The organism is Rhodanobacter sp. sgz306013 (genome assembly GCF_057031145.1).
Map to the genome: position 1 here is coordinate 200,434 of NZ_JBXCIJ010000003.1, position 12,044 is coordinate 212,477.

Genomic DNA, 12,044 nt, shown 5'->3' on the forward strand with positions numbered 1-12,044 from the left:
CGGCGGTGATGTTGTCGATACGCATCTCTCCGCCACCTTGGGCCTGGCGTATCCAGCCCCCATGGTTTCGCGGACGTGGCTGGCAATGACGGAGTGCAGGGCATGAGATCTTTCGGCAAGGCGCCGCAGGGCGAGCGGCTGGAGCGACTGCGTGACTTGCCGCTGTGGGACGGCGAGCGCTTGCGCAATATCCACCCGGTGCTGGCCGGCCTGCGCGATCCGAACGCCCAGCGGCCGACGCTGCGGGAGTTCCTGCGCGGCGACGGGAATCGCACGCCGCCGGAGTCGCTGCCTGCGGACGATCCGCGCGAGGCGTGGTTGCGGAAGCCGGCGAGCGGACTGCGTGCCACCTGGCTGGGCCACTCCACGGTGCTGCTGGAGATCGACGGCTGGCGAGTCCTCACCGACCCGGTATGGGGCCAGCGTGCGTCGCCGTTCACGCTGCTCGGGCCAAAGCGCTTCCAGCCGGTGCCGGTCGGGTTGTGCGACCTGCCCGCGGTCGACGCCGTGGTGATCTCGCACGACCACTACGATCACCTGGACTATCCGACGATCCGTGCGCTCGCGAAGTCGAAGGTGCCGTTCGTCACGTCGCTCGGTGTCGGCGCCCACCTGGAAAGCTGGGGCATCGCGCCTTCCCGCATCACCGAACTGGTGTGGTGGCAGAGCCATCGGATACCCGGCACCGGCCTCACCGTCACCGCCGCGCCGTCGCAGCATTTCTCCGGCCGCGGCCTGAAGGACCGCAACCAGACGCTGTGGTCGTCGATGGTGATGACCGGCGAGCGCCACCGCGTGTTCTTCAGCGGCGACACCGGGCTCACCACCGAATACGAAGCGATCCGCGACCGGCTGGGGCCGTTCGACCTGGTGATGCTGGAAGTCGGTGCGTTCCATCCCTCCTGGGGCGACATCCACCTGGGCCCCGCCAACGCGCTGGCGGCGCATCGCCTGCTTGGCGGCGGCGTGCTGATGCCGGTGCACTGGGGCACGTTCGCGCTGTCCACGCATGCGTGGGACGAACCGGTCGAAGACCTGCTCGCGCTGGCCGATCCCGGCGAGACCGCGCTGCTGCTGCCGCGTCTCGGCGAGCCGGCCGAGCCGGTCGAGCGCCGCGAAGTGCAGCCGTGGTGGCGGCGCGGCCAGGGTGCCGACGAGCGGTCCCCGGTCAAGCCCGAGCCGCCCGGGCCGGCCATCGGCGGCCCGTTGAGCGAGCAATTGCCCTGGCCGCTGGATTGAAGGCTACGCGGCGCACGCGAGCCTGATGCCAGCCGATGGTCAGCTTGGCACCTGGCCGGTGAATACCGCCAGCTGCGCGGCGAAGGCACGCTTGTACGCAGGCCGCGCTTCGCCGCGTGCGACGTAGGCGGCGAGGTTCGGGTACTCACCCAGCAGGCCCGAGGGCCTCAGCCGCTGCAGCGCGTGCACCATCATGAGGTCGCCCGCGCTGAACGCGCCGTCGAGCCAGTCGGCATCGCCGAGGTAGGCGGAAAGCTCGCCAAGCCGGGTCCGGATGCGATCCTTGACGAGCTGCAGGCGTTCCGCGGTCCATGGCTTGTCGCCTTCCGCGAACTTTGCGGTCTGCAGGTCGAGGATGGGCGGCTCCACCGTGTTGAGCGCGGCGAACATCCACATGACCGCGCGCGCCCGGGCGTCCGGCTCGTCCGGCAGCAGGCCCGCATGGCGCTGCGCGACGTGGTACACGATGGCGCCCGACTCGAACAGGGTGACGCCGCCGGGCTCCTCGTAGGTGGGTATCTGCCCGAACGGGTGCAGCGCGCGATGCTTGGGTTCCTTCATCGCCTTGAAGGAAACGAGGCGGACGTCGTAGGGCTGGCCCGCTTCTTCGAGCGCCCAGCGCACGCGCATGTCGCGCGCGAGTCCCTGGCCGCGGTCGGGCGAGCTTTCAAAGGCGGTGATGGTTGGGATCATGGCGGGTTCCAGACGACCGGGTTGGCGATGAACTTCGACTGCGTGGCCCCCTTCCCGCGCCGGGAAGGGGGGGCAGAGGGGCACGGAGGCCACTAAAAAACTGCCTGGGCCTGCGGACTGCCCCGAGGTCGCTCTCTTTCATTCCTCCAGCGGACGGACCTCGGACTCGCCCTCGAACTCGGGCCAGTGGGTGCGGTGCAGCTCCATGAAGCGGGTGGCCAGCTCGATGGCGGCCGCGTGCGTGGGTGCCTCGATCAGGGAATACCCGCCCACGACCTCCTTCGCTTCTGCGAATGGACCATCGGACACGATCACCTTGCCGCCGGTGAGGCGGACGCGGGTTCCCTTGGCCAGCGGCTTCAGCCCCGCGCCGTCGATGAACATGCCCTTCTGCGCGTATTCCGCGATGAATCCACCCATCGCCTCGAACAGGGCGGGCGGGACATCCTTGTGGTCATAGTCCGTGGGGTGCTTGATGAACATCATGTACCGCATGGGGTGTCGCTCCTTGGGGGATGAAAGCGGATGTGAAACCGGCGGACCTTGCCGGTCGGGTCGGCAGGCACGTCGAGGCGGGCCACGCGCACTGCGGATGGCACCTGTCGAAATCGACATCGCAAGACAGGCGCGCTCCCGAGCTGCAGGTATTGCTCCAGGCCGGGCGGTTGGCCACGGCCGTCGTCACCCGCGCCGCGCCGCCTCGATCGCCGCGATGTCGATCTTCGTCATCGTCATCATGGCGTCGAACGCGCGCTTGGCCGCGGCGGGGTCGGCGTCGGTGATCGCGGCCATCAGCGTGCGCGGGGTGATCTGCCAGGACACGCCCCACCGGTCCTTGCACCAGCCGCAGGCGCTGGGCTGGCCGCCGTGGTCGATGATCGCGTTCCACAGGCGGTCGGTCTCGGCCTGGTCGTCGGTGGCCACCTGGAACGAGAACGCATCGGTATGGGGCACGCCCGGGCCGCCGTTGAGGCCCAGGCAGGGGATGCCCATGACCGTGAACTCCACCGTCAGCACGTCGCCGTGCTTGCCCGCGGGATAGTCGCCCGGCGCGCGGTAGACGGCGCCCACGCGGCTGTCCGGGAAGGTTGCCGCGTAGAACGTGGCGGCGTCCAGTGCGGTGCCGTCGTACCAGAGGCAGATCGTGTTCTTGTGCATCATCGGGATTCTCCGGGTGCAGGATGGTCGGCGCGCTGTCGCGGGGGCGGCGGCGAGGAGGCTCAGCCGGGGATCGTTGGTTCGACCAGCCGTTCCAGCAGCGTCAGCGATTCCTGCCAGCCGAGGTGGCATTGCTCGGTGGGGATCATGTCGGGAATGCCGGCCTGCTCGATCTGCAGCTCGGTGCCGCAGCTCACCGCGCGCAAGGCGATGGTGGTGACCATCGTGCCAGGCAGGTTGGGGTCGTCGAAGCGGTCGTCGTGGACGATGCGCTGGTTCGGCACCAGTTCCAGGTAGGTGCCGCCGAAGCTGTGACCGTTGCCGCTGCCGAAGTTGGTGAAGCTCATGCGGTAGCGGCCGCCGACGCGCGCGTCGAGTTCGTGCACGGCGCAGGTGAAGCCGTCCGGCGGCAGCCACTTGGCCAGCGCGGCGGGGTCGAGGAAGGCGCGGTAGACGCGTTCGGGTGGGGCGGTGAACACGCGCAACAGGCGAACGGTGCCGGGCATGCTGGATCTCCAGGTGGTGGTGAGGGACTCATGGTGGCGACGAACGGGCGAGCCGCATATCGACACGGAGGGTGCCCCGGTTTTCCGGCCGGCGTGTCGCCGCGTCCGCAGGCCTGTCCGCGCGGCGTCCGATGTCCGCGCGGAGTGTCCGCGGACGGATGTCCGTTCGTGGATGCATGACACGGGAATGGCTTGGGGATGCGGTTTTCCGCGCCCTGCCCGGGTTGGCACGGTGCTTGCCATACCTATCTCGAAAGCTTCATTTCCCGCGCCAAAGGAGAGCCGCCATGAAATTCGAGACCTTGATGCTGCAGAGCCTGTTCACCGCATGCCTGCTGATCTGCGTGATGACCGTCGGTGGCATGCTGCTGGCGTGAGTGGGCCGGGCGGCAACGCGGGAGCCGCGGTGGCATTTCGCGGTGACGGTGTCCCAGCCATCCGGCTCCCGCTCTGGAACATGCACTTTCTTTTTTCGATGCCGCGTTCGTCCATGTGCCATTCTGCATGCATGACCTCCTGCCCATGGGAGCCGACGTTTCCTGGCAGTAGTCTGCGCGCCGCCAACCGATGGAATGGATCCCCCGGATGGCGGCGGACGACGCGTGTCGAAACCCTCCGGCAGCAAGCCGGCTTTGGGCGGCGTTGTCCGCCCTGCTTCACGGGCAGAGTGCCAAACCCCTGGCGTGCCCGTGCTTTCCCCCACTGATATCCAAATGGAAGCCACAACATGAACCGCATTTTCTCGAAGAATCCTGTTGCGCACCGCCTGGGCCAGAAGCTGCTGCTGGCCGGTGTCGCCGGTGCGATCGCCCTGGCGGGCGTCTCCACCGCCAGCGCGCAGTCCACCACGGGCTCGGTGTTCGGCAAGGCGCCGGCGGGTTATGCCGTTTCGGTCCGCAGCGCGACGACCGGCGCCGGGCGCACGGTCCATGTGGATGCCAAAGGCCGCTATTCCGCCCCGGCACTCCCCAATGGCGTCTACACGGTCACCTTGAAGGACCAGGACCGGGCCGTCGCCAAGCGCCCGAACGTGTCGGTGATCGTGGGGCGCGGCGTCGAAGTCGATTTCGACTGCAGCAAGATCAAGTGCGGTGAAGTTGCCGATGCCAAGTGAGCCTTCGGGCATGTGATGCCCGCAGCGCCATGGCTGGAACGGAAAGGCCTGGCGGGAAACCGCCGGGCCTTTCCTTCAGGCGACGGCCACGGCAGGCCGGTCCGCGAGGAGGAACGCCAGCGCTTCTTCGCAGGGCGCGTCCACCTTCAGCGCCAGCAGCGCGTCGGCGCGGGTGCGGCCCAGGGTGACGGCAGCGACGGGCTTGCCGGCTTGCGCCGCGGCGTGCGCGAAGCGGTAGCCGGAATACACCATCAGCGAGGAGCCGACCACCAGCATCGCGTCGGCGTTGCGGCAGGCCTCCATCGCGGCGGCCACGCGTTCGCGCGGCACGTTCTCGCCGAAGAAGACCACGTCGGGTTTCACGATGCCGCCGCACCACGGGCAGGGCGGCACGTCGAAGCCGGCGAAGTCGTGATGCTCCAGGTCCGCGTCACCGTCCGGCGCGTCGGCGCCGTCAAGCTCGGCCCAGCGTGGATTGCGTGCGACCAGCGCGCACTGGAAGTCGTGGCGCGCCCCGCGCCAGTCGCAGGCCATGCAGCGCACCGTGTCGAGCCGCCCATGCAGGTCGACCACGTTCGCGTTGCCGGCGCGCTGGTGCAGACCGTCCACGTTCTGCGTCACCAGCAGTCCGATCTTGCCCAGTCGCTCCAGCGCGGCCAGCGCGTGGTGCGTGGCGTTCGGCCGGGCGTGGCCGAAGCGGCGCCAGCCCACCAGGCTGCGTGCCCAGTAGCGGCGGCGGGTGGACAACTCCTGCATGAAGGCCGCGTACGTGACCGGCGGCGTGCGCTTCCATTGGCCGTCGCGGTCGCGGTAGTCGGGGATGCCCGACGCCGTGCTGCAGCCCGCGCCGGTGAGCACGAACAGGCGCGGGTGGGAGGTGATGAAGTGTTGCAATGGGGTCATGTCAAACCAGGACGGCTGTAGGAGCGCACCTGTGCGCGAAGCCTTTCGCGTTGATCAAAGACGACAGCTTTCGCGTACAGGCTGCGCCCCTACAAGCATGGTGGTGGTCAGTCCAGCGTGGCCATGTCGATCACGAAGCGGTACTTCACGTCGCCCTTGAGCATGCGTTCGTAGGCGATGTTGATGTCCTTCATCGCGATCATCTCGATATCGGAAACGATGCCGTGCTTGGCGCAGAAGTCCAGCATCTCCTGCGTCTCGCGGATGCCGCCGATCAGCGAGCCGGCGAGCTGGCGGCGCTTGAGGATCAGATTGAACACGTTGGGCGAGGGATGCGGCGTGGCCGGCGCGCCGACCAGACACAGCGTGCCGTCGCGCTTGAGCAGGGCGAGGAAGGCATCGAGGTCGTGCGGCGCAGCCACGGTATTGAGGATGAAGTCGAAGCCGCCGGCGTGTTGCGCCATCTGCGCCGGGTCTTTCGAGATCACCACCTCGTCGGCGCCAAGGCGCTTGGCGTCGGCCTGCTTGCCGGGCGAGGTGGTGAACAGCACCACGTGCGCCCCCATGGCGTGGGCTAGCTTCACGCCCATGTGGCCGAGGCCGCCGAGGCCGACGATGCCCACCTTCTTGCCCGGGCCGGCGTTCCAGTGACGCAGCGGCGAATACGTGGTGATGCCGGCGCACAGCAGCGGCGCCACGGCGGCGAGCTGCTCCGCCTGGTGGTCGATGCGCAGCACGAACTTCTCGTCCACCACGACGTTCTCGGAATAGCCGCCCCAGGTGTTCTCGCCGCCGAACATGGGCCCGTTGTAGGTGCCGGTGAAGCCGTTTTCGCAGTACTGCTCCTCGCCCTCGGCGCAGGAGGCACAGTGCTGGCAGCTGTCCACCATGCAGCCCACGCCCACGGTGTCGCCGGGCTTGAACTTCGTCACCCGGTCGCCCACCGCGGCCACGGTGCCCACAATCTCGTGGCCAGGCACGGACGGGTAGAGCGTGTTCTGCCATTCGTTGCGCGCGGTGTGCAGGTCGGAGTGGCACACGCCGCAATACAGGATGTCGATCTTGACGTCGTGCGGGCCCGGCTGGCGGCGCTCGATGACGAGCGGTGCCAGCGGCTGGGTGGCGGCGTGGGTGCCATAGGCGTGGGTCTTGGACATGCGGGTACTCCGGTGCGTGGAAGCGGAACAATCCGCCAAGCTTACGCTGCGTGACGTAAGTCCTGGGTCAATTCGCGTACGCCATTGAAGCGGGCCGGCGCGATGCCCATCATGGCGGGAATGTCCCCGCGAGAGTCCGCCATGTCCGAGCTGTCCGCTTTTCCGATCACCCTCCGCTGGCCCGTGCGGCATGCGGACCGCATCCAGCTTTATTCGCTCAACACGCCGAACGGGGTGAAGGTGTCGATCATGCTGGAGGAAACCGGGCTGCCCTACGAGGCGCACCTGGTCGACATCGGCAGCGACGAGAGCCACCTGCCGGAATTCCTGGCGCTGAACCCGAACGGCAAGATCCCCGCGGTCATCGATCCGCAGGGGCCGGGCGGAAAGCCGCTGGGCCTGTTCGAATCGGGCGCGATCCTGCAGTACCTCGCAGAGAAGAGCGGCAAGTTCCTGCCGGACGATCCCGCGCGGCGCTGGGAGACGATCCAGTGGGTGCATTTCCAGATGGCCTCGATCGGCCCGATGTTCGGCCAGGTGGGTTTCTTCCACAAATACGCCGGCCGCGAATACGAGGACAAGCGGCCGCTGGCGCGCTACGTCAACGAGTCGAAGCGCCTGCTTGGCGTGCTGGACGGGCGCCTCGCCGGGCGCGACTGGATCATGGGCGACGAGTACACCATCGCCGACATCGCCACGCTGGGCTGGGTGAATAACCTGATCACTTGGTACGAGGCGCGCGACCTGGTGGAGTACGACCGCTACAGGCACGTCGACGCCTGGCTGCAGCGCGGGCTGGCGCGGCCGGCAGTGCAGCGCGGGCTGAAGATTCCATCCAGGGGCTGAGCGCGATCAGCGACGCGGCCGGCAAACGGGGGATAGACGATGGGCAAGGTACTGGTGACGGGCGGCAGCGGCTTCATCGGCAGCCACTGCATCCTGCAGTTGCTGGCGGCGGGGTACGAGGTGCGCACCACGGTGCGCAGCCGGCAGCGCGAGGGCGCGGTGCGCGCCATGCTGCGGCAGGGCGGCGCCGAGCCGGGCGGGCGGCTGTCGTTCGCCGAGGCCGACCTGGAGCGTGACGCCGGCTGGGCGGAGGCGGTCGCCGGCTGCGACCACGTGCTGCACGTCGCCTCGCCGTTCCCGCCGACCCTGCCCAAGCACGAGGACGAGCTGATCGTGCCGGCGCGCGAGGGCGCCCTGCGTGTGCTGCGCGCGGCGCGCGACGCCGGCGTCAGGCGGGTGGTGCTCACGTCATCGTTCGCCGCGGTCGGCTACGGCCATCCGCAGCAGGCCGCGGCGTTCGACGAAACCAGCTGGACCGACGTCGACGGCGAGGACGTGCAGCCCTACGCGAAGTCCAAGACGCTGGCCGAGCGCGCGGCCTGGGATTTCGTCGCGCGCGAGGGCGGTGCGCTGGAATTGTCCGTGGTCAATCCGGTCGGCGTGTTCGGACCTGTGCTAGGCCCGGACTATTCAACCTCGATCCTGCTGGTGCAGCGCCTGATGGACGGCGCCATGCCCGGCTGTCCGCAGCTGCAGTTCGGCGTGGTGGACGTGCGCGACGTGGCCGACCTGCATCTGCGCGCGATGAGCGATCCCGCCGCGAAGGGCGAGCGCTTCCTTGCGGTCGCCGGCGATTTCATGTCGATCCGCGACATCGCCGTAACGCTGAAGGCTCGCATGGGCGACGCGGCGCGCAAGGTGCCCACGCTGCAGTTGCCGAACTGGCTGGTGCGGCTCGCCGCGCTGCGCGATCCGGCGGTGAAGCAGATCCTGCCGGAACTCGGCAAGCGCAAGAACGCCACCGCGGCCAAGGCGCAACGCATGCTTGGCTGGTCGCCGCGTCCAAACCGGGACGCCGTGGTCGCCACGGCCGAGAGCCTGGTGCAACTGCGCCTGCTGAAGGCATGAACGGCGGCGCGCGCCATGCGACGATTCCAGCCATCCACCACGGAGATTTTCCATGCAAACCCATATCGCCCTGTTGCGTGCGGTGAACGTGGGCGGCACCGGCAAGCTGCCCATGGCCGAGTTGCGTGCGATGTGCGAGCAAGCGGGCTTTGCGGAGGTGCGCACTTACATCGCCAGCGGCAACGTGGTGTTCCGCAGTGCATTGCCGGAACACAAGGTGGCGGCGGCGCTGGAGTCGCGGCTGGCGGCTTTTGCCGGCAAGCCGGTGGGCGTGCTGGTGCGCACCGCGGCCGAGATGGCCGCGGTGCTGGCGGCCAATCCGTTTCCCGACGCGCCGGGCAATCGCGTGGTGGCCATCTTCCTGGACAGCCCGCCGCCTGCCGACGCGCTGGAGCACGCCAGCGGCCGCAGGCGCGAGGCGATGGCGCTGGGCCGGCGCGAGATCTACGTGCACTACGGCGACGGCATGGCCGATTCGCGCCTGCGCATTCCAGCGGCCAGGGCGGGCACGGCGCGCAACATCAATACCATCGCCAGGCTGGCAGAAATGGCGACGGCGTGAGGCGGCCGGATAGCCGTCGGCGATCGCGTAGCTGATGGGCGACGCCCTGCTTGCCCTGGTCGATGCGCTGGAACGCGAGCGACTCGACGTGCCCGATGACCTGCGCAGGCGCATCGAGGCGCTCGACCGCCTGGATGCGCTGATGCCCGCCGAAGCGGGGGGCCGCCTTGCGCGGCGTGTGCGGGCGATCCGGCAGCGGCTGGAGGCGGCCAACGCGATGCAGTTCGAGGCGATGCGTGCGGCGATCCGGCGGGGCGAGGGGCGCGAGGCGCTCGAGGGCGCCGACGATGGCGAGGCATGCCGCGCCGGCGACGCCTACGACTGGCGTGACGAACTGGTCGCCGGCGCGTTGCCGTTCGGCGAACCGGGTGAGGTGGCGGCGCTGGCGCCGGAGATGGTGTTCTACCAGCCCACGCCGGCGCGGCACGTGTTCGACCTGCTCCGTCGCCTGGCGCTGGGCGCGGATGACGTGCTGGTCGACCTGGGGTCCGGTCTCGGCCACGTGCCGCTGCTCACCGCGATCTGTTCGCCGGCGCGCGGCCTCGGCATCGAGATCGAGCCGGCCTACGTGGCGGGCGCGCGCGCCTGCGCACGGGCGCTGCGACTGGCGAATGCGCAATTCGTGCAGGGCGATGCGCGCGAGGCGGACTTCGGCATCGGCAGCGTGTTCTACCTGTACACGCCATTCACTGGCACGGTGTTGCGAAGCGTGCTGGACGCATTGCGGCGCGAGGCGGCAGGCCGTGCTTTCTGCGTATGCAGTTTCGGGCCCTGCACGGCCGTGCTCGCCGCCGAAGCGTGGCTGGTCGCCGAGGATGCGCCAACGCCCGGTCGCGTGGCGATCTTTCGTACCCGCTGCTGAGGCGTTGGCCTGCCTCGACCTTGCCACATGCACCGCCCGGAAAAGTCCGTGCATGCGTCCAGAGTGGCGGCTCGATGTGTCTCCCGTGCACCCGCCAAGGAAATCTCATGGATCGACGTACCCTGCTGAAAACCACCTTGCTCGGCGCCTCGGCGCTCGCCGTTGGTGCCGTGTTCGCGCGCCCCGCGCCCGAGCCGGATGTCGAGGCCCGCCTGGCCGCGCTGGAGCGGCGCCATGGCGGGCGGCTGGGGGTGGCCATCCTCGACACCGGCAACGGTCGCCGCCACGGCCATCGCGCCGACGAACGCTTCCTGATGTGCAGCACGCACAAGCTGTTGACGGTGGGCGCGGTGCTGGCGCGGGTGGACCGTGGCGCCGAGCGGCTGGACCGGCGCGTGGTATTCGGTCGCGACGTGGTGCTGTCCTGGGCGCCGGTGACCAGCAAGCGCGTGGGCGCGCCGGGCATGAGCGTGGCTGAATTGTGCGAGGCGGCGATCACGGTGAGCGACAACACGGCGGACAACCTGCTGCTGCACAGCCTGGGTGGGCCAGCCGCAGTGACGGCGTTCGCGCGGCGACTGGGCGACCCCCTCACCCGGCTGGACCGCTACGAACCCGAGCTCAATGTCGGTGCACCGGGCGACCTGCGCGACACCACCACGCCGGATGCCATGCTCGGCGACCTGCACGCCCTGTTGCTCGGCGACGCGCTGTCCCCCGCTTCACGGCAGCTGTTGGCGGCATGGATGCGCGCCACCCGCACCGGGCTCGACAAGTTGCGTGCCGGCATGCCGCCTGGCTGGCAGGCTGGCGACAAGACCGGCAGCGGCGCCCACGACGAAACCAACGACATCGCGATCTTCTGGCCGCCGCAACGCAGGCCGCTGCTGGTGACGGCCTATCTGGCGGGCTCGACGGCGGACGCCGCCGGGCGCAGCGACGTGCTGGCCGAGGTAGGACGGATCGCCGCCTCGGCTTGAGCCCGCAGCGGGCGCCCGCGTGGTGGACGTCCCTCGCTTCAGCCGCCGGAATCACCCCCGGTGCCTTGTCGATTTTCGACGCCGTCGTCCGTCGTTTCCGCAAAGGCCGGATGGGCCGGTCCTGACCAGGGGAACAGACATGCGTGTGAGGGTGCGTTCAAAGGCCAAATCCGCGGAGGGGATTTTGCGCGGGACCAGGATCGGCGCCGTCGCGATCCGCTGCCTTGCGTTGCTGATCGGGCTCGGCACGGCGCAACTGATTCTCGCGCAGGGGGCTGCGGCCCGTTATCCGAGGATGGCCCAGGCCGGCCAATACCTCATGGCGGACCGGGGCGCGGAGATCGCCTTGGCGCGCAGTGCGGCGCCGGCGTCCATTTCCCGCGATGCGACGGTCCTGGTTCTCGGACGCAAGGGCTACGAGGCGGCGGTCCAAGGCAAGAACGGCTTCGTCTGCTTTGTGGGTCGGAGCTGGCTGGGGCCGTTTGACTGGCCTGAATTCTGGAACCCGAAAGTGCGGGCCGCCGATTGTCTGAACCCCCAGGCTGCGCGTTCGATCGTACCCATCGTTTATCTGCGTGCCAGGATGGTGATGGCCGGGCGCTCGAAGGCAGAGACCGTGTCGGCACTCGCGGCGGCATTCGCGAACAGGCAACTGCCGGATATCGAAGGCGGCGCCATGGATTACATGATGTCGAAGTCGTCCTATCTGACGGACGAAGGCAGCCACGACATGCCCCATCTGATGTTCTACACGCACGTCGGGGACGGCAGGGACTGGGGTGCCGGCGCGGAGGGGTCGCCGGTGATGTCCAGCCCCTACTGGTTCATCTCTCCCGCGCAACAACCGCCCGTGAAGGGCTTGCCGCCGATACGCGTATTCCTCGTCGCGGCCGCGAACTGGTCGGACGGGACGCCTGCAGGCATGCACGGCGACTGACGCGCGGCCGGCCTGGTGG

At 69.0% G+C, this 12,044-nt stretch carries 14 protein-coding genes; 8 read left to right on the plus strand and 6 right to left on the minus strand.

The genetic code is table 11. The annotated features are described in order from the left end of the window. The first annotated feature begins 102 nt into the window (after positions 1-102). Positions 103-1,239, plus strand: coding sequence for an MBL fold metallo-hydrolase (locus AC2EWF_RS10455; RefSeq protein WP_483639316.1), 1,137 nt, complete (start codon positions 103-105; stop codon positions 1,237-1,239). A 39-nt stretch (positions 1,240-1,278) separates the two neighbouring features. On the opposite strand, the gene AC2EWF_RS10460 is transcribed toward AC2EWF_RS10455, so the two are convergent. The 4 genes from AC2EWF_RS10460 to AC2EWF_RS10475 form a co-directional block, all read right to left on the minus strand. Beyond that, positions 1,279-1,932, minus strand: coding sequence for a glutathione S-transferase family protein (locus tag AC2EWF_RS10460; RefSeq protein ID WP_483639317.1), 654 nt, complete (start codon positions 1,930-1,932; stop codon positions 1,279-1,281). Between the two features lie 138 nt (positions 1,933-2,070). Next, positions 2,071-2,427 carry a YciI family protein gene (locus AC2EWF_RS10465; RefSeq protein WP_483639318.1) on the minus strand — a complete coding sequence of 119 codons (357 nt, stop codon included), beginning with the start codon at positions 2,425-2,427 and terminating at the stop codon, positions 2,071-2,073. Between the two features lie 186 nt (positions 2,428-2,613). Then, positions 2,614-3,093: a VOC family protein gene (locus tag AC2EWF_RS10470; protein WP_483639319.1), complete on the minus strand. Its 480-nt coding sequence runs from the start codon at positions 3,091-3,093 to the stop codon at positions 2,614-2,616. Between the two features lie 59 nt (positions 3,094-3,152). Further along, positions 3,153-3,596, minus strand: a complete 444-nt coding sequence (locus tag AC2EWF_RS10475) for an SRPBCC family protein (RefSeq protein WP_483639320.1) — start codon at positions 3,594-3,596, stop codon at positions 3,153-3,155. 727 nt (positions 3,597-4,323) lie between these two features. Between AC2EWF_RS10475 and AC2EWF_RS10480 the strand changes: the two genes are divergently transcribed. Continuing rightward, a complete protein-coding gene (locus AC2EWF_RS10480; RefSeq protein ID WP_483639321.1) occupies positions 4,324-4,710 on the plus strand; it encodes a carboxypeptidase-like regulatory domain-containing protein in 387 nt (128 codons plus the stop codon). Between the two features lie 75 nt (positions 4,711-4,785). On the opposite strand, the gene AC2EWF_RS10485 is transcribed toward AC2EWF_RS10480, so the two are convergent. Continuing rightward, a complete protein-coding gene (locus tag AC2EWF_RS10485; RefSeq protein WP_483639322.1) occupies positions 4,786-5,613 on the minus strand; it encodes an NAD-dependent protein deacetylase in 828 nt (275 codons plus the stop codon). Between the two features lie 107 nt (positions 5,614-5,720). Next, on the minus strand, positions 5,721-6,770 hold the full coding sequence (locus AC2EWF_RS10490) for an NAD(P)-dependent alcohol dehydrogenase (RefSeq protein WP_483639323.1): 1,050 nt from the start codon (positions 6,768-6,770) through the stop codon (positions 5,721-5,723). A gap of 141 nt (positions 6,771-6,911) precedes the next feature. Between AC2EWF_RS10490 and AC2EWF_RS10495 the strand changes: the two genes are divergently transcribed. The 6 genes from AC2EWF_RS10495 to AC2EWF_RS10520 all read left to right on the plus strand — a co-directional run bounded on the left by AC2EWF_RS10495 (position 6,912) and on the right by AC2EWF_RS10520 (position 12,025). Next, entirely contained in the window at positions 6,912-7,616 is a 705-nt protein-coding gene (locus AC2EWF_RS10495) for a glutathione S-transferase N-terminal domain-containing protein (protein ID WP_483639324.1), read from the plus strand. 39 nt (positions 7,617-7,655) lie between these two features. Continuing rightward, positions 7,656-8,684, plus strand: coding sequence for an SDR family oxidoreductase (locus tag AC2EWF_RS10500; RefSeq protein ID WP_483639325.1), 1,029 nt, complete (start codon positions 7,656-7,658; stop codon positions 8,682-8,684). A 52-nt stretch (positions 8,685-8,736) separates the two neighbouring features. Continuing rightward, positions 8,737-9,246 carry a DUF1697 domain-containing protein gene (locus AC2EWF_RS10505; protein ID WP_483639326.1) on the plus strand — a complete coding sequence of 170 codons (510 nt, stop codon included), beginning with the start codon at positions 8,737-8,739 and terminating at the stop codon, positions 9,244-9,246. A 34-nt stretch (positions 9,247-9,280) separates the two neighbouring features. Continuing rightward, positions 9,281-10,108, plus strand: coding sequence for a hypothetical protein (locus AC2EWF_RS10510; protein WP_483639327.1), 828 nt, complete (start codon positions 9,281-9,283; stop codon positions 10,106-10,108). Between the two features lie 107 nt (positions 10,109-10,215). Further along, positions 10,216-11,088: a class A beta-lactamase gene (bla, locus tag AC2EWF_RS10515; RefSeq protein WP_483639328.1), complete on the plus strand. Its 873-nt coding sequence runs from the start codon at positions 10,216-10,218 to the stop codon at positions 11,086-11,088. A 139-nt stretch (positions 11,089-11,227) separates the two neighbouring features. Beyond that, positions 11,228-12,025, plus strand: coding sequence for a hypothetical protein (locus AC2EWF_RS10520; RefSeq protein WP_483639329.1), 798 nt, complete (start codon positions 11,228-11,230; stop codon positions 12,023-12,025). The last annotated feature ends 19 nt before the right edge of the window (positions 12,026-12,044 follow it).